Source organism: Zoogloea sp. (assembly GCF_030157465.1).
In the GTDB taxonomy this organism is placed as follows: Bacteria; Pseudomonadota; Gammaproteobacteria; order Burkholderiales; family Rhodocyclaceae; genus Zoogloea.
This window is the reverse complement of the sequence record NZ_JAOAUU010000131.1, coordinates 45,175-71,270: the sequence shown is the minus strand read 5'-3', so window position 1 is coordinate 71,270 and position 26,096 is coordinate 45,175. Positions and strand designations below refer to the sequence as shown.

General features: G+C 61.8%; 25 protein-coding genes. 4 read left to right on the top strand and 21 right to left on the bottom strand.

What is annotated here, in order from left to right:
• Window positions 1–9 precede the first annotated feature (9 nt).
• Window positions 10–678, top strand: coding sequence for a dethiobiotin synthase (gene bioD / locus Q1W26_RS15580; RefSeq protein WP_300442137.1), 669 nt, complete (start codon window positions 10–12; stop codon window positions 676–678).
• Here the strand turns inward: bioD and Q1W26_RS15575 are convergent.
• The 17 genes from Q1W26_RS15575 to rpsB all read right to left on the bottom strand — a co-directional run bounded on the left by Q1W26_RS15575 (window position 667) and on the right by rpsB (window position 16,054).
• Window positions 667–1,452 (bottom strand): RNA methyltransferase, encoded by a 786-nt coding sequence (locus tag Q1W26_RS15575; RefSeq protein WP_300442135.1) that lies wholly within the window; start codon window positions 1,450–1,452, stop codon window positions 667–669. The genes bioD and Q1W26_RS15575 overlap by 12 nt on opposite strands.
• 3 nt (window positions 1,453–1,455) lie before the next feature.
• Window positions 1,456–1,911, bottom strand: coding sequence for a CopD family protein (locus Q1W26_RS15570; RefSeq protein WP_300442134.1), 456 nt, complete (start codon window positions 1,909–1,911; stop codon window positions 1,456–1,458).
• A gap of 2 nt (window positions 1,912–1,913) precedes the next feature.
• A complete protein-coding gene (gene rnhB / locus Q1W26_RS15565; protein WP_300442132.1) occupies window positions 1,914–2,504 on the bottom strand; it encodes a ribonuclease HII in 591 nt (196 codons plus the stop codon).
• On the bottom strand, window positions 2,504–3,655 hold the full coding sequence (gene lpxB / locus Q1W26_RS15560) for a lipid-A-disaccharide synthase (RefSeq protein WP_300442130.1): 1,152 nt from the start codon (window positions 3,653–3,655) through the stop codon (window positions 2,504–2,506). Before lpxB ends, rnhB begins: the two co-directional genes overlap by 1 nt.
• 3 nt (window positions 3,656–3,658) lie before the next feature.
• A complete protein-coding gene (gene lpxA, locus Q1W26_RS15555; protein WP_300442127.1) occupies window positions 3,659–4,432 on the bottom strand; it encodes an acyl-ACP--UDP-N-acetylglucosamine O-acyltransferase in 774 nt (257 codons plus the stop codon).
• Window positions 4,429–4,863, bottom strand: a complete 435-nt coding sequence (gene fabZ, locus Q1W26_RS15550) for a 3-hydroxyacyl-ACP dehydratase FabZ (protein ID WP_366143686.1) — start codon at window positions 4,861–4,863, stop codon at window positions 4,429–4,431. Before fabZ ends, lpxA begins: the two co-directional genes overlap by 4 nt.
• Before the next feature lie 19 nt (window positions 4,864–4,882).
• Window positions 4,883–5,905, bottom strand: coding sequence for a UDP-3-O-(3-hydroxymyristoyl)glucosamine N-acyltransferase (lpxD, locus tag Q1W26_RS15545; protein ID WP_300442124.1), 1,023 nt, complete (start codon window positions 5,903–5,905; stop codon window positions 4,883–4,885).
• 12 nt (window positions 5,906–5,917) lie between these two features.
• Window positions 5,918–6,421, bottom strand: a complete 504-nt coding sequence (locus Q1W26_RS15540) for an OmpH family outer membrane protein (RefSeq protein WP_300442194.1) — start codon at window positions 6,419–6,421, stop codon at window positions 5,918–5,920.
• Between the two features lie 33 nt (window positions 6,422–6,454).
• Window positions 6,455–8,746 (bottom strand): outer membrane protein assembly factor BamA, encoded by a 2,292-nt coding sequence (gene bamA / locus Q1W26_RS15535; RefSeq protein WP_300442122.1) that lies wholly within the window; start codon window positions 8,744–8,746, stop codon window positions 6,455–6,457.
• Between the two features lie 6 nt (window positions 8,747–8,752).
• Window positions 8,753–10,117: an RIP metalloprotease RseP gene (gene rseP, locus Q1W26_RS15530; RefSeq protein WP_300442120.1), complete on the bottom strand. Its 1,365-nt coding sequence runs from the start codon at window positions 10,115–10,117 to the stop codon at window positions 8,753–8,755.
• Between the two features lie 58 nt (window positions 10,118–10,175).
• The gene (ispC, locus tag Q1W26_RS15525; RefSeq protein ID WP_300442116.1) at window positions 10,176–11,369 is read right to left on the bottom strand and encodes a 1-deoxy-D-xylulose-5-phosphate reductoisomerase; all 1,194 of its coding nucleotides are present in this window, start codon (window positions 11,367–11,369) and stop codon (window positions 10,176–10,178) included.
• Between the two features lie 3 nt (window positions 11,370–11,372).
• Window positions 11,373–12,200, bottom strand: coding sequence for a phosphatidate cytidylyltransferase (locus Q1W26_RS15520; RefSeq protein ID WP_300442113.1), 828 nt, complete (start codon window positions 12,198–12,200; stop codon window positions 11,373–11,375).
• Window positions 12,193–12,981, bottom strand: coding sequence for a polyprenyl diphosphate synthase (uppS, locus tag Q1W26_RS15515; protein ID WP_300442110.1), 789 nt, complete (start codon window positions 12,979–12,981; stop codon window positions 12,193–12,195). Before uppS ends, Q1W26_RS15520 begins: the two co-directional genes overlap by 8 nt.
• 48 nt (window positions 12,982–13,029) lie before the next feature.
• Window positions 13,030–13,587 carry a ribosome recycling factor gene (frr, locus tag Q1W26_RS15510; protein WP_300442107.1) on the bottom strand — a complete coding sequence of 186 codons (558 nt, stop codon included), beginning with the start codon at window positions 13,585–13,587 and terminating at the stop codon, window positions 13,030–13,032.
• 10 nt (window positions 13,588–13,597) lie between these two features.
• Window positions 13,598–14,314 carry a UMP kinase gene (gene pyrH, locus Q1W26_RS15505; protein WP_300442105.1) on the bottom strand — a complete coding sequence of 239 codons (717 nt, stop codon included), beginning with the start codon at window positions 14,312–14,314 and terminating at the stop codon, window positions 13,598–13,600.
• A 13-nt stretch (window positions 14,315–14,327) separates the two neighbouring features.
• Window positions 14,328–15,224: a translation elongation factor Ts gene (tsf, locus tag Q1W26_RS15500; protein WP_300442103.1), complete on the bottom strand. Its 897-nt coding sequence runs from the start codon at window positions 15,222–15,224 to the stop codon at window positions 14,328–14,330.
• Window positions 15,225–15,301: 77 nt separating this feature from the next.
• On the bottom strand, window positions 15,302–16,054 hold the full coding sequence (gene rpsB, locus Q1W26_RS15495) for a 30S ribosomal protein S2 (RefSeq protein WP_300442100.1): 753 nt from the start codon (window positions 16,052–16,054) through the stop codon (window positions 15,302–15,304).
• A 289-nt stretch (window positions 16,055–16,343) separates the two neighbouring features.
• Here rpsB and map point away from each other — a divergent pair, with 289 nt between their 5' ends.
• Both map and Q1W26_RS15485 read left to right on the top strand, forming a co-directional pair.
• Entirely contained in the window at window positions 16,344–17,159 is an 816-nt protein-coding gene (map, locus tag Q1W26_RS15490; protein ID WP_300442097.1) for a type I methionyl aminopeptidase, read from the top strand.
• A 41-nt stretch (window positions 17,160–17,200) separates the two neighbouring features.
• Entirely contained in the window at window positions 17,201–19,795 is a 2,595-nt protein-coding gene (locus tag Q1W26_RS15485; protein WP_300442095.1) for a [protein-PII] uridylyltransferase, read from the top strand.
• Between the two features lie 22 nt (window positions 19,796–19,817).
• Here Q1W26_RS15485 and def read toward each other — a convergent pair whose 3' ends face one another.
• Both def and Q1W26_RS15475 read right to left on the bottom strand, forming a co-directional pair.
• Window positions 19,818–20,348 (bottom strand): peptide deformylase, encoded by a 531-nt coding sequence (def, locus tag Q1W26_RS15480; protein ID WP_300442092.1) that lies wholly within the window; start codon window positions 20,346–20,348, stop codon window positions 19,818–19,820.
• Complete coding sequence (locus Q1W26_RS15475) at window positions 20,345–21,082, bottom strand: S-methyl-5'-thioinosine phosphorylase (protein WP_300442090.1); 738 nt, start codon at window positions 21,080–21,082, stop codon at window positions 20,345–20,347. The genes def and Q1W26_RS15475 overlap by 4 nt, the downstream gene beginning before the upstream one ends.
• 131 nt (window positions 21,083–21,213) lie before the next feature.
• On the opposite strand from Q1W26_RS15475, the gene typA reads away from it, so the two are divergent.
• On the top strand, window positions 21,214–23,028 hold the full coding sequence (typA, locus tag Q1W26_RS15470; protein ID WP_300442089.1) for a translational GTPase TypA: 1,815 nt from the start codon (window positions 21,214–21,216) through the stop codon (window positions 23,026–23,028).
• A 90-nt stretch (window positions 23,029–23,118) separates the two neighbouring features.
• Here typA and galU read toward each other — a convergent pair whose 3' ends face one another.
• A complete protein-coding gene (gene galU, locus Q1W26_RS15465) occupies window positions 23,119–23,994 on the bottom strand; it encodes a UTP--glucose-1-phosphate uridylyltransferase GalU (protein ID WP_300442086.1) in 876 nt (291 codons plus the stop codon).
• Window positions 23,991–26,093 carry an NAD-dependent DNA ligase LigA gene (ligA, locus tag Q1W26_RS15460; RefSeq protein WP_300442083.1) on the bottom strand — a complete coding sequence of 701 codons (2,103 nt, stop codon included), beginning with the start codon at window positions 26,091–26,093 and terminating at the stop codon, window positions 23,991–23,993. Before ligA ends, galU begins: the two co-directional genes overlap by 4 nt.
• Window positions 26,094–26,096 lie beyond the last annotated feature (3 nt).

Genomic DNA, 26,096 nt, shown 5'->3' with positions numbered 1-26,096 from the left:
GAATTCGAAATGACCGCCTTCTTCATCACCGGCACCGATACCGAGATCGGCAAGACCTTCGTCACCTGCACCCTCCTCCACGCCGTGCGCGCAAAGGGGCTCACGGCCCTCGGCATGAAGCCAGTCGCGGCCGGTGCCGAAATAGTGAAGGGTGAATTCATCAACGAAGACGCCGCCCGCCTGCGCGCCGCCGGCAGCTTCGACCCTGGCCTCGCGCTGCTCAACCCGTTCTGCCTCGCCAGCCCCATCGCGCCGCACATTGCAGCAGCTGAAGAGGGCGTGGTGATCGAGCCCGGCAAGATTCGAGAAGCTTTTGCGGCGCTAACAGAGCAGGCCGATGTGGTGCTGGTGGAAGGCGTGGGCGGATTTCGCGTGCCGCTGGGCGAGGACTACGACACCGCCGACCTGGCCCGCGACCTGGGCCTGCCGGTAATCCTGGTGGTGGGCATGCGCCTCGGCTGCATCAACCATGCGCTCCTTACCGCCGAGGCCATTGCAGCCCGCGGCCTTACCCTGGCCGGATGGGTCGCCAACCAGATCGATCCGGCCATGCTGCGCTTCGAACAGAACCTGGAAGCGCTGACCCGGCGCATGCCGGCGCCGCTGCTCGGCATTGTGCCCTTCCAGCCCGACGGCAACGCCGCTACCGCGGCAAGCGGCCTGACGCTACCCCAGTGAGCGCTGCTGGCGCAGCTGCTCAAAAAGACACACGCCAGCCGCGACGCCCACATTGAGCGATTCCATGCCGCCCGGCATGGGAATCAGCACCCGCTGCGTGGCCAGTGCCAGCATGGCTGGCGACAGCCCCTGGCCTTCCGAGCCAAACAGCCAGGCCACCGGCCCGCGCAAATCCAGGTCGTAAAGCTCGACCGAATCCTGCAGATCGGCGGCCAGAATCGCGCCCGGGAAACCGGCCAGCGCCGCCTGGGCATCGACGTTCTCAAAGATGCGCAAACCGAAGTGCGCACCCATCGCCGCCCGCAACACCCGCGGCGACCAGGCCTGGGCACAGCCGGGTGCGAGCAGCACGTCAGCGACGCCAACCGCCGCAGCGGTGCGCAGGATGGTGCCCAGGTTGCCCGGGTCTTGTACGCCATCCAGCACGACGCAGCTGCCGGTCACCGAAACCTCCGGTGCGGCCGGCGGAATCGTGATGACCGCCAGCACGCCGCTCGGCGCATCCACCGGACTCACATGGGCAAACAGGCGATCCGGCAACTCGATACAGTCGAAAGCGGAGCAAGCTTCGAGCAGCGCGGCAATCTCAGCCTGCCCGCGACCGCTTTCGCTCACCACCACCCTCGTCGGCTTAACCCCCCGCTCCAGCGCGACGCCAAGCAGATGGGCCCCGTCGATCAGGGTTTCACCGCTGCCGCGCCGCTCTCGCGCCGAGGTCGCGAGGGCATGCAGGTGCTTGACCGTGGCGTTGTCGCGGGAGCTGATCAGCTTCACGATTCAGAAGGCCAGGCCGAGGGTTGCCAGCAACACGGTCAATGCGCCGAGAACAAGATTGAACGTCACACGCTGGCGGATCTGGTTGAGAGCCTGGGCACCCTGCGCCCAGCTCTCGGCGGCCACCGCCCGCTGCAAAGCGCGCCAGGGGCCAAACCAGATGCTCGCAAAAACCGCAGTCATGAGCAGCCCGGTTCCGGCCATCGCATGCCACGCAAGCGGCGCGCGGGCCATGCCGACTTCGATGAGCATCGCGAAACCGGACAGCACGATCGCACCAATCGCCAGCCAGACCAGCGGAAAAAAACGCCTGAACACGCCACTCCACAGGGCGAGACGCTGGGCGGGCGGCAGGGCGAGCGCCGCCGGACGAAGGCAGAAATGGGCAAAACTCATGCCGCCGACCCACACGATCACGCCGGCCAGATGCACGAACAACAACACATGATGGAGTTTCACGTTCAGTCCTCGTCGGTCCACAACGGCGGGTTGGCGATCACGTCCCGCACCGGCCCAAAACTCTTGCGATAGATGTCGCAGGCCCCGTGGGCCCGCAGCGCAGCCAGATGGGCCGCCGTCGGGTAGCCCTTGTGGCCGGCGAGGCCATATTGGGGATAACGTTTATCCAGTTCAAGCAACTGCGCATCCCGCGCCGTTTTGGCCAGAATGGACGCCGCCGAGATCTCTGCGACGAGGGAATCCCCCTTCACCACCGCTTCACAGGGCACATCGAGCCGCGGGCAGCGGTTGCCATCCACCAATACCCGGTCAGGCACCAGCGCCAGCCCGGCCACAGCGCGCTGCATCGCGAGCATCGTTGCATGAAGAATATTGAGCCGGTCGATCTCCTCGACGCTGGCCTCGGCGATGCACCAGGCCAGGGCTTTTTCGCGAATCTCGATGGCCAGCTTTTCGCGACGCTTCTCGCTCAGCTTCTTGGAATCGGCAAGTCCCGCAATCGGGCGTGCCGGATCGAGGATCACCGCCGCCGCAACCACCGGCCCGCAAAGGGGCCCTCGACCCGCCTCGTCGACACCGCACAGTTTTTCCATCAGCGCCGGCTCTCCCGCAGATACGGAAGGATCGCAGCGGCGGCCTTGTCGGCGGTGTTCTGGCGCAATTGCAGATGCATGTCGGTAAATATCCGGACGATCTCGGCGCTGCGCTCGGGATCGGCCAGCCAGCCATCCAGCGCGTCAGCCAGGGTCTGGGGCGTGGCTGCGTCCTGCAGGATTTCCGGCACCACTTCACGCCCCGCCAGCACATTGGGAAGCCCCACCCACGGCAGGTAGGCCATGCGGCGCATCAGCTTGAACGACCACTTGCCGATCTTGTAGGTGATGACCATCGGGCGCTTGAGAAGCGCCGCCTCCAGGCTGGCCGTTCCGCTCGCCACCAGAACCACGTCGGCGGCGATCATCGCCTCGACGGCGTGACCGAACAGGATGCGGATCGGCAAATCGAGATTGGCATGTCGACGCAGCGCGTCCTCGAAAAGCAGCCGTGTTTCACGCGTCGCCAGCGGTACGAGGAAACGGGCCGTCGGATGGCGCTCGTGAAGGATGGCCGCCGTCGCGATGTAGGTGTCGGCAAGGTTGCGCACCTCGGACTGGCGGCTGCCCGGCAGGAAGGCAAACACCGGGCCGCCTGCAGGAATCTGCAGCAATTCACGGGTTCCGGCCCGATCCGGCTCCAGCGGAAAGACGTCCGCCAGCGGATGCCCGACATAAGTCACCGGCACGCCGGCCGTTTTGTAGAGCTCGGGCTCGAAGGGAAACAGGCACAACATGTGGCTGACCGAACGGGCGATCCCCTTCAGCCGGCCCTTGCGCCAGGCCCAGATCGACGGACTGACGAAGTGGATTGCCGGAATGCCCTTGTCCTTGAGGCGCTTTTCGAGCCACAAACTGAAGTCCGGTGCATCCACACCGATGAAGGCGGCCGGCGGATCGGCAATCAGCCGGTCACGCAGATCACGGCGAATGCCCGACAGCTCCCGGTAGTTCTTGAGGGCATCCACGTAGCCGTGAACCGAAAGCTTCTCGGCAGGCCACCAAGCCTCGAAGCCTTCCGCCTGCATCTTGGGGCCACCGATGCCGAAAAACACGGCATCCGGCAAATGGCGCTTGAGCGCCCGGATCAGGTGACTGGCGAGGAGGTCGCTGGACGCCTCGCCCGCCACCATGGCGATGCGCAAAGCCATGGATTAACGAACGATGCCACGCCCGGATTCGGCGATGAAGTCTGAAAACTGCTGCAACTCCGGCGCCTCGGCGACTGCCTCGGCAATCTGCCGCCGCGCCTCGTCGAGGGTCAGACCGCTGCGGTACAGGGTTTTATAGGCACGTTTGATGGCCATGATCCCGGCACTGCTGAAACCGCGCCGCTTGAGACCTTCGCTGTTGATCCCGTGGGGCGAAGCCGGATTGCCGGACACCGTCACGAACGGCGGCAAATCCTGCAGCAGCACGGTACCGACACCGCAAAAGCTGTGCGCACCGACCCGCACGAACTGATGCACACCGGTAAAGCCGCCGAGAATTGCCCAGTCGCCCACGCTCACGTGGCCAGCCAGGGTCGCGTTGTTGGCGAAGATGGTGTTGCTGCCGACCATGCAGTCATGTGCCACATGCACATAGGCCATGATCCAGTTGTCGTTGCCGACGCGGGTCAGGCCACCATCCTGCGCGGTGCCGGTGCTAAAGCTGCAGAACTCGCGAATCGTGTTGCCGTTACCGATCTCGAGCCGGGTCGGCTCAGCGGCGTATTTCTTGTCCTGCGGCTCGGAACCGATCGAGCAGAACTGGAAAATCCGGTTATTGCTGCCGATTCGGGTATGCCCCTCGACAACGACATGCGGCCCGATCGTCGTCCCTTCAGCGATTTCCACGTGCTCGCCGATGACCGAATACGGCCCGACCTGCACGCCTTCAGCAAGGCGCGCGCCCGGATGAACGATGGCAGTCGGGTGAATGGTCATCGCTTGATCGCACACATGAATTCAGCTTCGGTCGCCACTTCGCCTTCTACACGGGCAACCGCCTTGAACTTCCAGATATTGCGGATTGTGCGCACAATCTCGGCCTCGAGGATCAACTGATCCCCCGGCACCACGGGCCGCTTGAAACGGACGTTGTCCACGGACGCAAAATACACCATCGAATTTTCGTCGGGCACCGTGCCTTCGGTCTTGAACGCCAGCACAGCGGCCGCCTGGGCGAGCGCTTCGATGATCAACACGCCGGGCATTACCGGGCTGTGCGGAAAATGACCGGGGAAGAAAGGCTCGTTGACCGTCACATTCTTGAGACCGACGACGCGCTTGCCCACTTCCAGCTCAATGATGCGATCCACCAGCAGGAACGGGTAGCGATGCGGAATGTACTTCTTGATTTCGTTGATATCGATGATGCTCATGATTCCTTTTTCCTCATGATTCCTTGGCCGCGAGTTGTTTCTCAAGCTCGCGCACCCGGTCCGCCATCGCATCGAGGCGACGCAGATGAGCAAAATTCCTGATCCAGTCCGCATGGGGCATCTGCGGCAACATCGCCGTATAGACACCAGCCTTGTCAATCGACTTGGTGATCACGGTCGCCGCCGAGACAACGACATCGTCAGCCACGGACAGATGTCCTGAAATTCCCGACTGCCCGCCCATCATCAAGCGCTTGCCGACGTGAGAGCTGCCGGCAATGCCCGATTGGCCTGCCATGATGGTGTCGTCACCAATGTGCACGTTGTGGGCAACCTGAATCAGGTTGTCCAGCTTGACCCCGTTGCCAATCACGGTATCGTCGAGGGCGCCTCGATCAATGGTCGTGTTGGCACCGATTTCCACGTCATCGCCGATCACGACGCGCCCGATCTGCGGAATCTTGACCCAGCGCTTGTCCGGGTCGCGGGCGAAGCCAAAACCATCTGAGCCGATTACGGCACCCGAATGAACGATCGCGCGGGCACCCAGGACACAGTCGGCGTAAATCCGGACCCCTGCGTGCAGTAACGAATCAGCGCCGAGAGCGACCCCGTCGCCGAGAACACAACCCGGGCCGATCACACAGTTTTCGGCAATAACGCACCCCTCGCCGATGACGGCATTCGGCCCAACCGACACCGATGCAGGGAGGCTTGAAGCCACGACCGCAGACGGATGAATCCCGGGCGCCGGACGCTTCGGAGGATTGAACAACTGAGCCGCGCGTGCGAAGTACAGGTAAGGATCAGGCGTCAGGACGCTCGGCCGATCAGTCAGCGCGGCAGACTTGGGCGAAAGGATGAATGCAGAAGCCTGGCTCGACTCAAGTGCAGAGCGGTATTTGGGATTGGCGAGAAAAGCCAGATCGCCATTCCTCGCCTTCTCCAGCGTTGCAATCTGCCGTACGCGTAAAGACGGGTCTCCGACCAGTTCTCCACCCAGCCGGGACACAAGTTCGCCAAGGGAAAATTCCATCGGAGCGAACGCTTACTTGGCTTCAATCAGCGCCTTGATCACTTTGTCGGTGATATCAATGCGCGGGCTGGCATAAACAGCTTCCTGGAAAATGATGTCGTACTTTTCGGCCTCGGCGATCTGTTTGATCGTCTTGTTGGCACGCTCGAGTACACCCGCAAGTTCCTCGTTGCGACGCTGGTTCAGATCTTCACGAAACTCCCGCTGCTTGCGCTGGAAATCCCGGTTAAGTTCATTGAACTCGCGCTCCTTGTTGCGGCGATCGCCTTCGGCCATGGTCATGCCGTTTTTCTCGAGCGCCTCCTGCATGCCTTGCAGCTGCTTGGCCAGGCGCTGAAGCTCCTGATCACGCTTCTCGAATTCCTTCTCGAGCTTCTGCTGGGCCTTCTTAGCCGGAGGTGCTTCCTTCATGACCCGATCGGAATTGACAAAGCCGACCTTGACCTCGGCAACTGCCGTCTGAGCGAACGCGGCAAGCATGACTGCTGCCAGCGCAGATAAACCGATACCCTTCATTGAAACCTCCATCTTCATGCAATACGGCAGCAATCAGAAAACCGTACCCAACTGGAACTGGAATTTTTGCGTCCTGTCGCCCTCTTCCTTCTTGAGTGCATGCCCAAGACTGAACTTGAGCGGACCAACCGGAGAACTCCAGCTGAACGCCAACCCCGCACTGTAACGCAAATCCGAGGCACGAACCTTGTCGTCCGCCGCCCACACGTAGCCTGTATCGGCGAACACGGAAAGCCGCATCGACTTGTCCTTGCCGCCTCCCGGCATCGGGAAATAGTACTCCGCGTTGGCAATAGCGCGACGGTTACCCCCCAAGGAGCGGACGTAACCAGAGCTATCCGTGTAGTGCGGACCCAGCGTGCTCTGCTGGTAGCCACGCACAGAACCGATACCACCGGCATAGAAATTCTTGTAGAACGGCAGCTCCTTGCCGTCGTAGCCGTGCGCGTAGCCGATATCTCCGTTCAGCATCAACGCATGGCCGCCACCAAACGGGAACCAGCGCTGATGCTGGTAGCTGGCGCGCGCATAACGCATGTCGAGCACCGGCGTAGCCACCTCGACAGAGGCACGCTGATAGACGCCGGACGTCGGGTACAGAAAACTGTCGCGCCGGTCCCGACCCCAACCCGCCGTTGCTACAAGGCTCCGGGCGGTATCGCCAAAGGTATTCACAAAGCTGATATACGGCGCCGGGCTCGTATCGTAGACCTTGATCGTAGTCTGATCGACGGACAGACCGAAGTTGATCCGGTCATCCTCGGCAATCGGATAACCGAACCGCACCCCGGCGCCAATGGACGACGATTTGTAGGTGGCCACGGACAGGGAGGTCGGATCAACGTTCCGCTGATAAATATCCCAGCCCATGCTGACGCCGTCGATCGACCAGTAAGGATTGGTGAAGGACAGAGCGATTGTCCGGTTGATCCTGCCGGTGTTCATCTGCAGGGTCATTGCATTGCCGGTACCAAACAGGTTCTGCTGGGCAATCGACGCCGACAAGATGACTTTTTCGGCACTGGAGAAACCCGCGCCGAGCATCAGGTTACCCGTCGCGCGCTCCTTGACCGTGAAATTGGCGTCCACCTGGTCGGTAACGCCAGCCACTGCGGGCGTATCGATCGCCACATCCTCGAAATAGCCAAGGCGGTCCAGGCGCACCTTGGATCGGTTGATGGCGGCTCCGTCGTACCAGGCACCTTCCATCTGGCGAATCTCGCGACGCAGCACTTCGTCGCGGGTACGGGCATTGCCTGCAAAGCTGATCTTGCGCACGTACACGCGACGCCCCGGATCGACGAAAAAGGTGAAAGCCACTTCACGCTTGACCTTGTCCACTTCGGGTGCCGCATTGACGTTGGCGAAAGCGTAACCCTCGTTGCCAAGCCGGTCGCTGATCGCCTTGGTCGTCGCGGTCACATCATCACGAACAAAGGTTTCGCCCGCCTTGAGCTTGACGAGCTTCTGCAAGTCAGCCTCGGGCAGAACCATGTTGCCCGCCAGCTTCACGTCGGAAACGGTGTATTTTTCACCCTCTGTGATGCTGAGGGTGATGTAGATATCCTTCTTGTCCGGCGTGATCGACACCTGGGTCGAGTCGATGCTGAAATCCAGATAGCCGCGGTTCAGGTAAAAGGAGCGAAGCGCCTCGATGTCGGCCGAAAGCTTTTGCTTCGAATACTGATCGGATTTCGAGTACCAGGTCATCAAGCCCGGCGTCGTCAACGAAAACAGCTCGATGAGTTCCTTTTCCTTGAAGACCTTGTTCCCGAGAATACTGATCTGCCGGATCTTCGCCGCGTCACCTTCGACCACATTGAAGTTCACACCAACCCGGTTTCGCTCAAGCGGTGTGACGGTGGTGGTGATCTGGACGCCGTAAAGGCCTTTGGAGAGATACTGGCGTTTCAACTCCTGCTCTGCGCGCTCGAGCACGGCCCTGTCGAAAATGCGGGACTCAGCCAGACCCACTTCCTTGAGACCCTTTTTCAAGGCGTCCTTGTCGAATTCCTTGATGCCAACGAAATCAACCTGGGAAATGGCAGGCCGCTCGTCAACCAGCACGATGATCACGTCACTTTCGACTTCGATTCGTACATCCTTGAAGAAGCCGGTCGCGAAAAGGGATTTGATCGCCTGGGACGCCTTGTCCTCGGAGAAGCGTTCACCCACCTTGACAGGAAGATAGCTGAACACCGTCCCGGCTTCGGTCCGCTGGATTCCTTCAACACGAATATCTTTGACGACGAATGGCTCGAAGGCCAAGACGGGCGACGCAGCGAAAAGCGCAGCGATCGCCCCGGAGAGGAGCTTGGATTTCATCCGATTTCAGCTAGCAACAAGGCGGTTGATGTCGTTGTAGAAGGCAAAAGCCATTAGCGCCGCCAGCAGAGCCATTCCAATCTGCTGACCGATCTCCATAATCCGCTCGGAAACCGGGCCGCCCTTGATGATCTCGATCACATAATACAGCAAGTGCCCGCCATCAAGCACAGGCACCGGCAGCAGATTGAGAACCCCCAGGCTGATGCTGATGAGCGCGAGAAACTTGATGTAATGGGACAAACCCATACGCGCCGACTGTCCTGCAAAATCGGCGATCGTCACAGGGCCACTGAGGTTTTTTACGGAAACGTCACCCGTTATCATGCGCCCCATTACGCTCAGGCTCATGGCTGCAGTATCCCATGTCTGGTCGAACCCCTTGATCAGCGCATCGACCACACCGTAGCGCACGGTCACGAAGAGCAGCTCGCGCTGCGCTTCGGCATCGGCCATCGAAACACCGATACGGCCGATCCTGCGACCGTTTTCTTCGACCCCCCTGGGCTCCAGGCGGAAGACCGCAGACTGACCGTCACGCTCGACCTCCACTTCGAGCGACTGCCCCGGCGCATCACGCACGATAGCCACCAGGTCTCCCCATCCATTGACCCGCTTTTCGCCGATACGCAACACGCGGTCACCCGATCGCATGCCGGCTGCCTGAGCGGGGCCGTCCGGAGTCAGCTTGCCGAGCACCGCCGGCAGATTGGGGCGGTAAAGCTGCAGGCCCAGCTGGCTGGCAACATCACTCTGGCTCTGATCCACGTCGACGGCCACCAGATCCAGATCTCGAATCACGATTTCCCGAGCACCATTGATCGTCTCGATACGTGCTCCGCGGCGCTCAAGCGCATCGTCGAGCAGACGCCAGCGAAACTCCTGCCAGGTTTCAACCGCTCGTCCATTCACCGAACGAATCAGCTCACCATCCCGGAAACCGACCCGCTCTGCCTGGCTCCCAGCCACAGGTGCACCGAGGCGCGGCCGCAACTCCTCGACTCCACCTACGTACAGGCCCCAGTAAAGCGCGATAGCCAGCAAGAGGTTGGCAACCGGCCCCGCGACCACGATGGCAATTCTGCGCCACACACTCTGCCTGTTGAATGCCCGATGCAGCTCATCGGAATGCACGGGCGCCTCGCGCTCATCGAGCATTTTTACGTAGCCGCCCAGCGGGAACAGCGACAACACCCATTCCGTCTTGTCCGCGCCGGCACGCCACACCAAAAGGGGCTTTCCGAAACCCAGGGAAAAACGCAGCACGCGGACACCGCACAAGCGGGCCACCAGATAGTGGCCAAACTCATGCACGACAATCAGAATGCCGAGCGCCAGCAGGAAAGGCAGGACGTAATCCAGCAGACTCATCGGGAGACCTCAAGACACAGGCGACGCGCGCCCTTCGGAAGCGCCGGGCGCATACCCGTCACTGAAGGAACTGGCGAACGAAATTCGCCGCCACCAGCCGGGCGCGCCGATCAGCCTCCAGCACGCTATCCAGCGAATCGGCAGGCTGCATTTCCATGGCATCGAGAGTTGCAGCGATAACGCCCGAGATCCGGTCGAAACGCAGCCCCCCCTCAAGGAAACTCCCCACCGCCACCTCATTGGCTGCGTTGAGCACAGCCGGTGCCGTGGCGCCCACTTCGAGCGCGCGATAGGCGAGCGCAAGACAAGGAAAACGCTCGAGGTCAGGGCGCTCGAAGTTGAGCTGCCCTATTGCAAAGAGATCCAGCGGCCGGACGCCAGCATCCACGCGCTCCGGATAGGCCATGGCATGTGCAATCGGCGTGCGCATGTCAGGGTTACCGAGCTGCGCGAGAACGGAGCCATCCACGTAAGCCACCATCGAGTGGATCACGCTCTCAGGGTGGATGACGACCTCGATCCGTTCGGCAGGCGCGCTGAACAACCAGTGCGCCTCGATAACCTCCAGCCCCTTGTTCATCATCGTCGCCGAATCGACTGAGATTTTCCGCCCCATGACCCAGTTCGGATGAGCACAGGCCATTTCCGGCGTCACGGCTGCGAGCTCCTCAACAGGCTTGCATCGGAACGGCCCTCCTGAAGCGGTGAGCAGGATACGGGTGACTTCGGTTCCGTCTATCTTCTGCCGGAAGCCAGCCGGCAGGGCCTGAAATATCGCGTTGTGTTCGCTGTCGATGGGCAGCAGGGTTGCACCATTGGATGCAACCTCCTGCATGAACAGCGCTCCCGACATCACAAGCGCCTCCTTGTTGGCGAGCAGGATGCGCTTTCCACTACGCGCAGCGGCGAGAGCCGGAACGAGACCGGCGGCACCCACGATCGCCGCCATCACCATATCCACCTCTGGTGCCGACGCCACAGCAGCAAGCGAACCGGGTCCAGCAAGCACTTCGGTGCAGCACCCGGCACTATCGAGGCGCGACTGCAGGCGCTGGGCGTCCTCTGTGCGATCCAGCACTGCGTAGGCGGGACGATGGGTCATGCACTGCTCGAAAAGCTTGTCCACCTGACGGTGAGCAGTCAATGCAAAAACCCCGTAGCGCTCAGGGTGACGTGACGCTACGTCAAGCGTGCTGACGCCAATGGAGCCCGTCGCGCCAAGAACAGTGATGAATTTTTTGTCGTGGGCCATGACTTATCGTGCGAACCAGAGCACCAGCAGACCGGCAAAAGGCAAGGTCGACGTCAGACTGTCGATCCGGTCGAGAATTCCACCGTGGCCAGGAAGAAGGGTTCCGCTATCCTTGACTCCGGCCTGACGCTTGAGCATCGATTCAAACAGGTCACCCATGATGCTGATCGCCGTGAACGCAACCAAGGCGCCAACGATGACAGCAACCGTGCCGGCGTCGGTCACGCCGTGACCTGTGAATGAAAGGCACAGGAAGCCATAAATCACCACGCCAACCACCGCACCGTAAGCACCTTCCCAGCTTTTGCCGGGACTGATCGAAGGGGCAAGCTTGCGCCTCCCGAAAGCACGACCGGTGAAGTAGGCAGCAATATCGGCGACCCACACTGCCGCCATCACGCCAAGCAAGAGCCACGGACTGAGGAGTCGCAGATGAGCCATCGCCAGGCTGGGAGGCAACAACAGGACGACACCGACGATGGCCGATGCTGCGTTGCCAGACAAGGCCCAGCGAGCCCTTAACCAGAACGGAGCGCAGAGTATCCAGAACAACGCACTGACTGCATAAACTGGAATCAGGCTGAATGGGGCTACGGTTTCTTCGCGGTGCAAGCCTGCAACCAGCCCACCAGCCAGGCAGATGAGTCCGAGCAAGAGCGCATACACACGTTGACGGACAACCGAAAAACCGACGATTCCGCCCCACTCCGCAGCCGCCGCGCCACACACGACCGACACGAAAACAAGCCAGCCGAAGGCTGGAAGCAGGAATACAGCGGAAAGCAGGCCCGCAAGAAGGAGCAGCGCGGTGATGACCCGCGCCTTAAGCATGGCCGGGCGCTGAGGGGTCGGATTCGCCCTTGACGAGCTGCTCGCTGGTCCTGCCGAAGCGACGCTCGCGTCCTTGGTAAGACGCAATCGCCTCGTCGAGTTCGGCTTCACCAAACTCCGGCCACAGCTTGTCGGTGAAATACAATTCGGAATAGGCGAGCTGCCAGAGCATGAAATTGCTGATCCGCTTCTCGCCACCCGTACGGATGAAGAGATCAGGCTCAGGGCTGAAACCCAGAGCGAGATGGGGCACCAGATCCTCTTCCGAGAACCCGCCAGGACTGCCTTGGCCTGCAGCGATCATTTTACCGACGGCCTGCATGATGTCCCAGCGTCCGCCGTAATTCGCGCAGATCGTCAGATTCATCTTGGTGTTGCCGGCGGTAAGCGTCTCCCCGTCGCGAATGAGATCCACCAGCGCCTTGTCGAAACGCTCGAGCTCACCCACCACGCGCAGACGAATGTTATTTCGGTGAATCCGCTCGATTTCCGCCTTGAGGGATTTCACGAACAACTGCATCAGGAAAGACACCTCGTCCTGAGGCCGACGCCAGTTTTCGGAACTGAAGGCAAAGACGGTGAGGTACTCGACGCCCCGATCGAGGCAGGTCCGGATAACCTCGCGCAGGGAGTCGACACCCTTTGCATGACCAGCGACCCGCGGCATAAAACGCTTTCGCGCCCAGCGCCCGTTGCCGTCCATGATTATCGCGATATGCCGCGGGACCTGAACGGCCTCGGGCACGCTCCGCGTGGAGCTCGTAAACGGCAATCGCACCATGTTATCTCCGCCTGACAAGAACCGTAAAAGCAGCAACTGACACGCGTGTCAGATCTGCATCAGCTCTTGTTCCTTCTGTGCGAGAAGCTTGTCGATTTCAATGACAGCCTTGTCGGTCAGCTTCTGGATTTCGTCCTGAGTCCGACGTTCGTCGTCCTCGGAAATCGTTTTCGCCTTGAGCGCGTCCTTGAGCGAAGCATTGGCGTCACGGCGCAGATTGCGCACAGCAACCTTGGTACCTTCGCCTTCGCCCTTGACCACCTTGATCAGTTCCTTGCGGCGCTCTTCGGTCAGTGCGGGCATGGGAACGCGAATAATTTCGCCTTGGGACGCAGGATTCAGCCCCAGATCAGCGTCGCGGATGGCCTTTTCAACCTTGCCGACCATCGGCTTTTCCCACGGTTGAACACCCAGCGTGCGGGAGTCGATCAGCGTCACGTTGGCAACCTGACTGATCGGCACGGGGCTGCCGTAATAATCAACCGTAACATGATCCAGAATCCCGGTATGCGCGCGTCCGGTTCTCACTTTGGCGAGATCCAGCTTGAGCGACTCGATGGACTTCTGCATCTTGGCTTCAGTAGTTTTCTTGAGTTCCGAAATCATCGGTTCATCCTCAGCAATAAACCAGTGTACCTTCATCCTCGCCCATCACGACGCGCTTCAGCGCGCCGCTCTTGAAGAGGCTGAAGACATTGATCGGCAGACGCTGATCACGGCACAAAGCGAACGCAGTCGCGTCCATCACCGCCAGATTCCGACTGATTGCCTCGTCGAAGGAAATCCGCTGAAAGCGCGTCGCTGTCGGATCCTTCTTCGGATCGGCGGTGTAGATGCCATCCACCTTGGTGGCTTTAAGCACGATATCTGCACCGATCTCGGAGCCGCGCAGCGCGGCAGCCGTATCGGTCGTAAAAAACGGGTTACCTGTTCCGGCACCGAAAATGACGACACGTCCCTCTTCGAGGTAACGAATTGCCTTGCCGCGTATGTAGGGCTCGACCACCTGGTCGATCCGCAATGCGGACTGGACACGCGCATTGACCCCCGCGGCGCGAAATGCGTCCGCAAGGGCCATGGCGTTCATCACGGTGGCCAGCATCCCCATGTAGTCGGCAGTAGCGCGATCCATACCGGATGCCGCCCCTGCCATTCCACGGAAGATGTTCCCGCCTCCAATAACGACTCCGACCTCGACACCGAGACGGGTCACCTCGACCACATCCCGGACAATCCCGCCAACGACATCCTGATTGATACCATAGGCGTCGTCGCCCATCAGGGCTTCGCCGGAGAGCTTGAGGAGAATTCGCTTGTAGGCAGGCTGACTCATTGTGATCTACCTCTTACTTCTGCGCAGCCGCGGCGGCCTGGGCAGCCACTTCAGCAGCGAAGTCGGTCACTTTCTTCTCGATGCCTTCACCGACGATGAACAGCGTGAAGCCGGCCACGGATGCACCCTTGGCCTTCAGGAGCTGGCTGACCGTCTGCTTGCCGTCTTCCGCCTTGACGAAGACCTGATCCAGCAAGGTCACGTCCTTGAGGAACTTCTGGACGGTGCCGTCGGCGATCTTCTCGAGCATGGCGTCCGGCTTGCCGGCTTCGCGGGCCTTCTCGATGGCGATGCGACGCTCGACTTCGAGCAGCTCGGCGGGTACGCCGGAGGCGTCGAGAGACTTCGGCTTGGACGCGGCGATGTGCATGGCCAGGTCCTTCGCAAGGGCTTCGTCGCCGCCCACGAGGTCGATCAGCACGCCGATCTTGGAACCACCGTGGATGTAGCTGGCGACAGCGCCCTTGGCATCCACGCGCACGAAGCGGCGGATGGACATGTTTTCACCGATCTTGCCGATCAGCGCCTTGCGGACTTCTTCGACGCTCTGACCGTTGATCTCGAGCGCAGACAGCGCCTCCACGTCGGCGGGATTCTTGGTGGCGACCAGTTCGGCGACATTCTGGACCAGAGCCAGAAACTCGTCGTTCTTGGCCACGAAGTCGGTCTCGCAGTTCACTTCCACCATCGCGCCAAGCTTGGCGTCGGCGGAGATGTAGATGCCGACAATGCCCTCAGCGGTCACGCGGGTGGCAGCCTTGGAAGCCTTGTTGCCCAGCTTGACGCGCAGAATTTCTTCCGCCTTCGCCATGTCGCCAGCGGCTTCGGACAGCGCCTTCTTGCATTCCATCATCGGCGCGTCGGTTTTCTCGCGCAGCTCCTTGACCATGCTTGCGGTAATTTCCGCCATGCTTGCTCCTAGATAATTCTATTGAATTGGATTCAGTCGTGATGCACGGCGGGCGCACCTGGCGCCCGCCTGGAAAATCAGGCCTGCTCTTCGGCGCCGTCTTCCACTTCGACGAATTCGTCGGAGCCGGCACCCACGATTTCCTGGAGAATCTGGTTGCGACCTTCCAGCACAGCGTCGGCAATGCCGCGGGCGTACAGACGGATGGCGCGGGACGAGTCGTCGTTACCGGGGATCACGAAATCGACGCCTTCCGGAGAGTGGTTGGTATCGACCACGGCCACAACCGGGATTCCCAGCTTGTTGGCTTCGGTGATGGCAATTTTGTGGTAGCCGACGTCGATGACGAACAGCGCATCCGGCAGGCCGCCGAGTTCCTTGATACCGCCAAGGCTCTTTTGCAGCTTTTCGAGTTCGCGGGAGGCCATCAGGGCTTCCTTCTTGGACAGACGCTCGATGGAGCCGTCTTCCACCATGGCTTCCATGTCCTTCAGGCGCTTGATCGAAACCTTGACGGTCTTGAAGTTGGTGAGCATGCCGCCGAGCCAGCGCTCGTCAACGTAGGGCATGCCGGCGCGACGGGCTTCTTCAGCCACGATTTCGCGAGCCTGGCGCTTGGTGCCAACGAACATGATGTTGCCGCGATTGGAAGCCAGCTTGCGCACAAAGGCAGTCGCCTCGTTGTACTTGACGAGGGTCTTTTCCAGATTGACGATGTGGATCTTGTTGCGCTGACCGAAGATGAACGGCGCCATCTTCGGGTTCCAGAAACGGGTTTGGTGGCCGAAGTGGACGCCCGCTTCGAGCATTTGACGCATGGTGACAGACATTTTTGACTCCAATACTGAGGTTTGACCGCCGCCCGGCCTGCCGACCCTGCCAGTGCAGAATCAGGCTACGCCGCAGACATCCTTTCAGACGCCCGCCGGACCCCAATGGGCCGGACGTGTGTATTTTGACTGGCACCCTTGCCAGCCAAGCCGCAGATTGTAGCAGTATCCGACCGCGCCCCTCAAGACCGGCATACCATTCCCGGGCGGAGCTGCGCATCGCGCATTGCCCGAACAGGCTGCATGAGCTAGCCTAACGGGCTCAAAAAACCCAGCAGATCAAGCCTCCATGAGCGTAACCATAAAAACGCCGGACGAAATCGAGAAGATGCGCATTGCGGGCCGGCTCGGCTCGGAAGTCCTCGATTACATCACGCCTTTCGTCAAGGCCGGCGTCAGCACCGCCGAAATCGACAAGCTTTGCCATGACTACATGGTCGATGTTCAGGGCTGCATTCCCGCCCCCCTGAACTACGCCCCGCCGGGCTACGTACCCTACCCCAAATCAATATGCACGTCGGTCAACCATCAGGTTTGCCACGGGGTGCCGAATGAAAAGGTGATTCTCAAGAAAGGCGACATCGTCAATCTGGATATCACCGTAATCAAGAATGGTTACCACGGCGACACCAGCCGCATGTTCATCGTCGGCGAAACCTCTATCCGCGCCAGGCGCCTGTGTGAAATCACCTACGAATGCATGTGGCTCGGCATTGCCCAGGTCAAGCCGGGCGCTCATCTCGGCGACATCGGCCACGCCATCCAGAAGCATGCGGAAGCGAATGGTTTCTCGGTTGTACGTGAGTTCTGCGGACACGGCATCGGGGCCAACTTCCATGAAGATCCCCAGGTGCTGCATTACGGCAAGGCTGGAACCGGCATCGAACTCAAGCCGGGCATGATCTTCACGATCGAGCCGATGATCAACGCCGGCAAGCCGGCCATTTCAGAGCTGCCCGACGGGTGGACCATCGTCACCCGCGACCGCAGCCTGTCGGCCCAGTGGGAGCACATGGTGCTGGTTACCGAAACCGGCGTCGAAGTCCTGACCCTTTCCGCCGGCAGCCCTGCCCGCCCGGACATCGTCGCCAACCTGCTGCCCTGAGCATTACCGCCAGCACCGACCGGCCCAAGCCATCCCAAAAAATGCCCGACAACGCGCCCGCCTTCGTTCCGCCCGACTCAGCCCGTGAGCTCATCACCCGCTACAAGGCCCGCCTGAAGAGCGGCGGCGAGGCGCTACGCACCGCCTATGAAGCCCGCCCCCTGACCGAGCCCATACTCAAGGGGCGCTCGCAACTGGTGGATGACGTACTTGTTGAAATCTGGAAGGATTTCAGTCTGCCCGCATCCGCCGCACTGGTGGCGGTCGGCGGCTACGGGCGCGAGGAACTCTTCCCGTGCTCGGATGTGGACCTGCTGTTCCTGCTCGATAGCCCGCCGAATGACGAACTCGGCGAGCGCCTGACCCAGATGATCAGTCTGATCTGGGACGTGGGCCTCGAGATCGGGCACAGCGTGCGTACGGTCGATGAATGCCTTGAAGAGGCCGGGCGCGACGTAACCGTGATGACCAACCTGCTCGAAGCCCGCCTCATCGGCGGCAACGGGAGGCTGTTCCAACGCTTCACCACCAGTCTGCGCAGCCACCTCAACCCCGGACAGTTCTTCAAGGCGAAGTGCCTTGAACAGGAACAGCGCTACACGCGCCACGCCGACACGCCCTACTCGCTGGAACCCAACTGCAAGGAGAGCCCCGGCGGCCTGCGCGATCTTCAATTAATCGGCTGGATCAGCCGCGCAGCCGGTTTTGGCACGCACTGGCGCGATCTGGCCAGGCACGCGCTGATCACCGCAGAAGAAGCCACCGAACTGCGCGAGCTCGAGCGCTTCCTGCAGCACGCCCGAATCCGCCTGCACCACCTGACCGGACGCCGCGAGGATCGTCTGCTTTTCGACCACCAGGAAAAACTCGCCCGCAAGTTCGGCTTCGAGGCCAGCGAGAACCGTCGCGCCTCCGAAGTTTTCATGCAGGAGTATTACCGCACGGCAAAGAAGGTCACCCAGCTCAACACCATCCTGCTGCTCAATTTTGGCGTCGAGTTCTTTCCGAACCGCTACCCGGCGGCAATCAACATCAACGAGCGCTTCCAGTGCGTCCGCGAACTCCTGGACGTACGCGACGAAGGCGTCTTCGATCGTCATCCGAGCGCCCTGCTCGAATGTTTCCTGATACTCCAGCAACGCTCCGAGCTAAAGGGCATGACGGCACGCACCCTGCGTGCACTCTGGCGCGGCCGCAAGCTCATCAATGCCGATTTTCGCCATGACCCGGCAAATCGCGCGTTGTTCCTGCGCCTGCTGCAACAAAAACGCGGCGTCGTGCACGAAATGCGCCGGATGAACCAGTACGGCATCCTGAGCTTCTACCTGCCCGCCTGGCGGCGCATCGTCGGCCAGATGCAGCACGACCTCTTCCATGTCTACACCGTAGACCAGCACATCCTGCAGGTACTGCGCAACGTGCGGCGCCTCATGGTCGCCGAGCACGCCCACGAGTACCCGCTCATGACGCGGCTCGCCACCAGCTTCGAGAAGCCCTGGCTGATCTACATCGCGGCGCTCTTTCACGACATCGCCAAAGGCCGCGGCGGTGACCATTCAAAGCTCGGCATGAAGGACGCGCGGGATTTCTGCACCTCCCACGGCATCGACGAAACCGACACCTCATTGGTCGAATGGCTGGTCGGGCAGCATCTTTCGATGTCCAACGTGGCGCAAAAGCAGGATCTGTCCGATCTCGATGTAATCCGCCGTTTCGGCGATCTGGTCAAAACCGAGCGTCGCCTTACCGCGCTCTACATTCTGACCCACGCTGACATTCGCGGCACCAGCCCGAAGGTGTGGAACGGCTGGAAGGGCAAGCTGCTCGAGGACCTTTTCTTCGCCACCCAGCGCCTGCTGCGCGGTGCGACACCCCAGCAGGCCCTCGGCATTCCCCTTCGCCAGGACGACGCACGCAACCTGCTGCGCTACTACGGCCTGCGCCCCGGCACCGAAGACAGCCTGTGGGCCCAGCTCGACACCGTTTACTTCATGCGCCATGAAGCCGAGGAAATCGCCTGGCACGCCCGCATGCTTTATTACCGGATCGAATCCGACGAGCCGGTCGTCAAGGCCCGCCCCAGCCACAACGGCGAAGGCCTGCAGGTAATGGTTTACATGAAAGACCAGCCGGATCTCTTCGTGCGGCTATGCGGCTTTTTCGCCCGCCTAGGCTTCTCGATCGCCGATGCCAAGATCCACACCACCCGCCACGGCTTCGCGCTTGACAGCTTCGTTCTGCTCGATCCGGGCCAGGAAATCCACTACCGCGACCTCATCAACCTGCTCGAACACGACCTCACCGAGCGCCTGCAAAGCAACACGCCCATCGACCAGCCCGCCACCGGCCGGCTGTCGCGGGAGGTGCGGCATTTCCCGATCACGCCGGAGGTCAACATCCGCCCCGACGAGCGCGGGCAGTACTACATCATGTCGGTAACCGCCGCCGACCGCCCCGGCCTACTGTTCGGGGTCGCCCAGACGCTCGTGAACTATCACATCAACCTTCACACAGCCAAGATCGCCACCCTCGGCGAACGGGCGGAAGACACTTTCCTGATCAGCGGTTCCGATCTCACCCAGAACGCCAAAGTGCTGAAGATCGAATCCGAACTGCTGGAAAAACTCGCCATATAGTCAGACAACTGCGTACGGATGCTCAGTCGTCAGCCACCTGGGCATCCGGAAACAGCACGTCGGTGTAACCAAAGCGCGAGAAATCCCGCACCCGCATCGGGTACAGGACACCATCCAGGTGATCACATTCATGCTGCACCACGCGGGCGTGAAAACCGGTGGCGACGCGCTCGATGACCGCCCCCGACGCGTCAAAGCCCGTGTAGTGGAGCTGCGTCCAGCGCGGCACCCAGCCGCGCAGCCCCGGCACCGAAAGGCAGCCTTCCCAGCCGCCCTCTTCTTCATTCGACAGCGGCGTCAGCACAGGATTGATCAGCACCGTGTCCGGCACCACCGACGCATCCGGATAGCGCGGGCTTGGCCCGCCACCAAAGATCACGACACGCAGATCCACACCGATCTGCGGAGCGGCCAGACCTGCGCCGGTGAGGTGACGCATGGTGTCGCGCATGTCTTCGATCAGCGCAGCCAACGCGGGCGTTCCGAAGGCTTCGACCGGCTGGGCACGGCGCAGCAGACGCCCGTCGCCCATGCGCAAGACCTCGCGGATCATGCTTCGCAGAGGTGATCGAGCACGTTGCGCACGCGCCCCATCGCCTCGCGCAGCACCGCGTCGATGCTGTCAAAACAGATTTCATGCTCGCTCGATGCACGCCCGGCCGCAAAGTTGGCAACCACGTTGATGGCCGCGTACGGAATGCCCAGCTCCCTCGCCAGCGCAGCCTCGGGCATGCCGGTCATGCCGACCAGATCGGCGCCATCGCGCTCCAGGCGATTGATCTCGGCGGCCGTTTCAAGGCGCGGCCCCTGCGTTGCGGCGTACACCGCGCCATCGACGATGGGCTGACCGGCGGTCACCCCTGCGGCCAGGATGCGCCGGCGCACGCCTTCGTCGTAGGGCTCGGTAAAGTCAATGTGCACCACCGGCTCATCGGAGTTCTCGTGGAAGGTGCTCTTGCGCCCCCACGTGTAATCGATGATCTGGTCGGGCACGACCAGCGAGCCCGGGCACAGATCGCTACGGATGCCACCCACCGACGCCACCGAAATGATTTCGCTGACCCTGGCCTCGCGCAGCGCCCAGAGATTGGCCTGATAATTGACCCGATGCGGCGGAATCGTGTGGCCGTAGCCGTGACGAGCCAAAAAAACCACCGGCTGGGCGCACAACTGCCCGAAGGTCAGCGCACCGGAAGGTTCGCCGTAGGGCGTGCGTACCACCTCGCGGCGGATCACGCTCAGGTTGGCCAGTTGGGTCAGGCCGCTACCGCCAATAATCGCCAGCATGCCGCGCTACTCCTAGAAAAACGCAATGGGGCGCGATGTTAGCACGCTCGCCGCCGCAAGCTGACCATGCTGCAATGCGCAAATACGTGCTAAAATGTCAAGCTATACAAGTACTTTCGGTATCCATACACATGTCCCGTTCCATTCGAAACATTGCCATCATCGCTCACGTTGACCACGGCAAAACCACCCTCGTCGACCAGCTCCTGCGCCAGTCGGGCACCTTCCGTGAGAACCAGCAGGTCAGCGAACGAGTCATGGACTCGGGTGATATCGAAAAGGAACGCGGCATCACCATCCTGTCGAAGAACTGTGCGATCCAGTACGGCGACACCCACATCAACATCGTCGACACCCCGGGACACGCCGACTTCGGCGGTGAAGTCGAGCGCGTGCTGTCGATGGTCGACAGCGTTCTGCTGCTGGTCGATGCCGTCGAAGGCCCGATGCCCCAGACCCGCTTCGTGACCCGCAAGGCGCTGGCCCTGGGCCTCAAGCCCATCGTCGTGGTCAACAAGATCGACCGTCCGGGCGCCCGTCCTGACTGGGTGATCAACCACACCTTCGATCTTTTCGACAAGCTCGGCGCCACCGAAGAGCAGCTCGACTTCCCGGTCATCTACGCATCCGGCCTGAACGGCTTCGCGATCGAGAACATCGACGACGAGCGCACCGACATGCGTCCGCTTTTCGAAGCCGTCCTCAAGCACGTTCCGGCTCCCCACGTGGATTCCGACGGCCCGCTGCAAATGCAGGTCTGCTCCCTCGACTACTCCACCTACATGGGCCAGATCGGCATCGGCCGCATCAAGCGCGGCCGCATCCGCCCCAACCAGGAAGTGGTCGTGATGTACGGCGACGAGAACCGCGGCAAGGGCAAGGTCAGCCAGATCCTGACCTTCAAGGGCCTCGAGCGCTCACCCGCAGAAATGGCCGAAGCCGGCGACATCGTGCTGGTGGCCGGTATTCCCCAGGTCAACATCGGCGTCACCCTGTGTGATCCGGAATGCCTCGAAGGCATGACCCCGATCGCCGTGGATGAGCCGACCCTGACCATGAACTTCATGGTCAACTCCTCCCCGCTGGCAGGCCGCGAAGGCAAGTTCGTCACCAGCCGCCAGATTCGCGAGCGCCTCGAAAAGGAACTGCTCAAGAACGTCGCGCTGCGCGTGAACTTCACCGGTGACTCCGACGTGTTCGAAGTTGCCGGCCGTGGCGAACTGCACCTGACCATCCTCCTTGAAAACATGCGTCGCGAAGGCTACGAGCTGGCTGTCGGCCGTCCGCGCGTGGTGTTCAAGGAAATCGACGGCGTGAAGTGCGAGCCGTACGAAATGCTCACCGTCGACGTGGAAGAAGACCACCAGGGCGGCGTGATGGAAGAACTCGGCCGTCGCCGTGGCGAACTCCAGGACATGCAGCCGGACGGCAAGGGCCGCGTGCGCCTCGAGTACCGCATCCCGGCCCGCGGCCTGATCGGCTTCCAGGGCGAATTCCTGACCATGACCCGCGGTACCGGTCTGGCCAGCCACGTGTTCGATGACTACGGTCCGATGGCCGGCCAGATGGCCGAGCGTCGCAACGGCGTGCTGATCTCGCAAAACGACGGCGAAGCCGTGGCCTATGCCCTGTGGAACCTGCAGGATCGCGGCCGCATGTTCGTGAGCCCGGGCGATGCGCTGTACGAAGGCATGATCATCGGCATCCACACCCGTGACAATGACCTCGTGGTCAATCCGATCAAAGGCAAGCAGCTGACCAACGTGCGCGCCTCCGGCACCGACGAAGCCGTCCGCCTGATCAACCCGATCTCGCTGACCCTCGAATCCGCCATCGAATTCATCGCCGATGACGAAATCGTGGAAATCACGCCGAAGAACATCCGCCTGCGCAAGCGTCACCTGAAGGAACAGGACCGCAAGCGCGCGTCCCGTGCCGACGCCTAACAGGAAAACGGAAAACGCCGGAGAAAACCCCGGTGCCCATAAAAAACGCGGCCATTGAGCCGCGTTTTTTTCTGTCCTGCTTTTTTCCGCTTACGAGCCCCGCGACGCCAGAAAGGCTGCAAACTCGGCCCCCACTTCAGGGTGCTTCAAGCCGAGTTCGACCGTTGCCTGCAGGTAGCCCAGCTTCGATCCGCAGTCGTAGCGAACACCCTTGAACTGGTAGGCGAGCACGGCTTCTTCCTGCAGCAGCGAGGCAATCGCATCGGTCAGCTGGAGCTCGCCGCCGGCGCCCGGCTTGAGTTGGCGCAGATGATCGAAGATCCGGCCGGTCAGGATGTAGCGTCCGATCACCGCCTGGGTGGAAGGCGCATCCTCGGGCTTCGGCTTTTCGACGATGCCCGTCACACGCTGAATCTCACCGGAGTCGCGCTCGGTGCTGACAACACCGTAGTTCTTCGTTTGCTCGCGGTCGACGTTCATGACACCGAGCACCGAACAGCGGTTGTAGTTATACACATCCACCATCTGGCGCATCACCGGCAGATCGCCCTGCGGGTCCAGCAGATCGTCGGCCAGCAGCACCGCGAAAGGCTCTTCGCCAACCACCGGCGCGGCACACAGCACGGCATGCCCGAGTCCGAGGGCTTCCGCCTGGCGGATGTAGATGCAATTGACGTGGGACGGAACCGTATCGCGGACGATCTTCAGCAGATCCATCTTGCCGCGCATCTCGAGCTCGGTTTCGAGCTCGTAGGCCTTGTCGAAGTGATCCTCGATAGCCCGCTTCGAGCGGCCGGTGATGAAGACCAGATCGGTCACCCCCGCCGCCACGGCCTCCTCGACCGCGTACTGGATCAGGGGCCTATCGACGATGGGCATCATTTCCTTGGGACTCGCCTTGGTGGCGGGCAGGAAGCGACTCCCCAGCCCCGCCACCGGGAATACGGCCTTTGTTACTTTTTTCATCGTTTGTCCTCGAACAATACAGCCTGGCTATCGGGCGGCGAAGTATCCGCCGGGCGCAGCAAATCCAGCAACTCGTCTTCACCCAGAACGACAAGCCCCAGTTGCCTTGCCTTGTCGAGCTTGCTGCCGGCATCGGCGCCGGCCACAACGTAATCCGTCTTCTTGGACACCGATCCGGCAACCTTACCGCCGACGGCCTCGATCATGGAGGCGGCTTCGTCGCGCCGCAAGCTGGGCAGGGTTCCGGTCAGCACGAAAGTCTTGCCGGCGAAACGCCCCGCTTCCGGACGTGCGGCGGCTTCGGTTTCGGGCCAGCGCATGGCCCGCCGCAGCGCCGCGATCACTTCGCGATTATGGGCTTCGGCCAGGAATTCGACGATGCAGCGGGCCACCACCGGGCCCACGTCCGGCACCTGCAGCAAGGCGGCTTCGTCAGCCTCGAGCAGACCGTCGAGCTTGCCGAAATAACGCGCCAGATCCTTGGCCGTCGTTTCGCCCACATTCCGGATTCCCAGCGCAAAAATGAAGCGGGCCAGCGTGGTTTCGCGGCTCTGGTCGATCGCCTTGACAAGATTCAGCGCCGACTTTTCGCCCATGCGCTCCAGCCCCGCCAGCACTTCAGCGTTAACGCGGGCGCTGTCGTAAAGGTCGGCCGGCGTCTTGACGATGCCCGCAGCGACGAGCTGATTGACGATCTGCTCGCCGAGCCCGTCGATATCCACCGCGCGCCGGCCGGCAAAATGCCGCAAGGCCTGCTTGCACTGGGCCGGGCAGAACAGCCCGCCGGTGCAGCGCGCAACCGCTTCATCCTCGCCGCGCACCACATGGGAGCCGCATTCCGGGCAGGCATGGTCGATGGCCGCCAGCAGGTCGAAACGCGCCGGATCTCCTTCGCGCCGCTCGACGATCGGGCCGACCACTTCGGGGATCACGTCGCCTGCCCGGCGCACGATCACCCAGTCGCCGATACGCACATCCTTGCGATCGATCTCGCCCTGGTTGTGCAGCGTGGCGTTGGTGACCGTCACGCCGCCCACGAAAACCGGCTCGAGCCGGGCCACGGGCGTGATCGCGCCGGTGCGTCCGACCTGCACGTCGATACCCAGAAGGCGGGTTGCCACCTCCTGGGCCGGATACTTGTGCGCAACGGCCCAGCGCGGCTCGCGGGAGACGAAGCCCAGCTCCAGCTGCCGGGCAATCGAATCCACCTTGTAAACCACGCCGTCGATGTCGAAGGGCAGGCTTTGGCGCAGCACGGCCATACGGGCATGAAACGCAGCCAGCCCCTGCGGGCCGACAACCCGGTCCCGGTGTTCGCAGACCGGCAAGCCGAAAGCCGCCAGCGCATCCAGCACGCCACTGTGGGTGTCCGGCTGGGCCCAGCCCTTAACCTCGCCAAGACCGTAGGCGAAGAAGGACAGCGGACGCCGGGCGGTGATGGTCGGGTCGAGCTGGCGCAGGCTGCCTGCGGCCGCATTGCGGGGATTGACGAATATCTTTTGCCCGGCCGCTTCCTGGGCGGCATTGAGGCGCTCGAAATCGTCCCGCCGCATGAAGATTTCACCGCGCACCTCAAGCACCGGCGGGGCATCGCCGTGCAGGTGCAGCGGGATCTGGCGCAGCGTGCGCACGTTGCGGGTCACGTCCTCGCCGGTGCTGCCATCGCCGCGGGTGGCTGCCAGCACGAGCACGCCCGATTCATAGCGCAGGCTGATTGCGAGGCCGTCAAACTTGAGTTCGGCCGCGTAAGCGATGGGCGGCGCAGTGTCGTCCAGCCCCAGGGCACGGCGCACGCGGGCGTCGAAGGCGACCGCGCCCTCATCGGTGGTGTCGGTTTCGGTGCGGATCGACAGCATCGGCACCGCATGATGCACGGCCGCCAGCTCGGCAGACGGCTGGCCGCCGACGCGCTGGGTCGGTGATGCAGGGGTGATCAGTTCGGGGTGCTCGGACTCCAGCGCCTGGAGTTCGCGAAACAGACGATCGTACTCGGCGTCCGGCACTGTCGGCGCGTCGAGCACATAGTAGGCGTGATCATGACGCTCCAGCTCCGTGCGCAGCGCATCTGCCTGCGCACGGATTTCCGTGCTTGCCACCATTCG

Bases quoted from the DNA above. Each gene is read 5' to 3' on its own strand.
- bioD (WP_300442137.1), top strand. From the start codon at position 10: ATGACCGCCTTCTTCATCACCGGCACCGATACCGAGATCGGCAAGACC.
- rnhB (WP_300442132.1), bottom strand. From the start codon at position 2,504: ATGGAAAAACTGTGCGGTGTCGACGAGGCGGGTCGAGGGCCCCTTTGC.
- lpxB (WP_300442130.1), bottom strand. From the start codon at position 3,655: ATGGCTTTGCGCATCGCCATGGTGGCGGGCGAGGCGTCCAGCGACCTC.
- lpxA (WP_300442127.1), bottom strand. From the start codon at position 4,432: ATGACCATTCACCCGACTGCCATCGTTCATCCGGGCGCGCGCCTTGCT.
- lpxD (WP_300442124.1), bottom strand. From the start codon at position 5,905: ATGGAATTTTCCCTTGGCGAACTTGTGTCCCGGCTGGGTGGAGAACTG.
- Q1W26_RS15540 (WP_300442194.1), bottom strand. From the start codon at position 6,421: ATGAAGGGTATCGGTTTATCTGCGCTGGCAGCAGTCATGCTTGCCGCG.
- bamA (WP_300442122.1), bottom strand. From the start codon at position 8,746: ATGAAATCCAAGCTCCTCTCCGGGGCGATCGCTGCGCTTTTCGCTGCG.
- rseP (WP_300442120.1), bottom strand. From the start codon at position 10,117: ATGAGTCTGCTGGATTACGTCCTGCCTTTCCTGCTGGCGCTCGGCATT.
- ispC (WP_300442116.1), bottom strand. From the start codon at position 11,369: ATGGCCCACGACAAAAAATTCATCACTGTTCTTGGCGCGACGGGCTCC.
- Q1W26_RS15520 (WP_300442113.1), bottom strand. From the start codon at position 12,200: ATGCTTAAGGCGCGGGTCATCACCGCGCTGCTCCTTCTTGCGGGCCTG.
- uppS (WP_300442110.1), bottom strand. From the start codon at position 12,981: ATGGTGCGATTGCCGTTTACGAGCTCCACGCGGAGCGTGCCCGAGGCC.
- frr (WP_300442107.1), bottom strand. From the start codon at position 13,587: ATGATTTCGGAACTCAAGAAAACTACTGAAGCCAAGATGCAGAAGTCC.
- pyrH (WP_300442105.1), bottom strand. From the start codon at position 14,314: ATGAGTCAGCCTGCCTACAAGCGAATTCTCCTCAAGCTCTCCGGCGAA.
- tsf (WP_300442103.1), bottom strand. From the start codon at position 15,224: ATGGCGGAAATTACCGCAAGCATGGTCAAGGAGCTGCGCGAGAAAACC.
- rpsB (WP_300442100.1), bottom strand. From the start codon at position 16,054: ATGTCTGTCACCATGCGTCAAATGCTCGAAGCGGGCGTCCACTTCGGC.
- map (WP_300442097.1), top strand. From the start codon at position 16,344: ATGAGCGTAACCATAAAAACGCCGGACGAAATCGAGAAGATGCGCATT.
- Q1W26_RS15485 (WP_300442095.1), top strand. From the start codon at position 17,201: ATGCCCGACAACGCGCCCGCCTTCGTTCCGCCCGACTCAGCCCGTGAG.
- def (WP_300442092.1), bottom strand. From the start codon at position 20,348: ATGATCCGCGAGGTCTTGCGCATGGGCGACGGGCGTCTGCTGCGCCGT.
- Q1W26_RS15475 (WP_300442090.1), bottom strand. From the start codon at position 21,082: ATGCTGGCGATTATTGGCGGTAGCGGCCTGACCCAACTGGCCAACCTG.
- typA (WP_300442089.1), top strand. From the start codon at position 21,214: ATGTCCCGTTCCATTCGAAACATTGCCATCATCGCTCACGTTGACCAC.
- galU (WP_300442086.1), bottom strand. From the start codon at position 23,994: ATGAAAAAAGTAACAAAGGCCGTATTCCCGGTGGCGGGGCTGGGGAGT.
- ligA (WP_300442083.1), bottom strand. From the start codon at position 26,093: ATGGTGGCAAGCACGGAAATCCGTGCGCAGGCAGATGCGCTGCGCACG.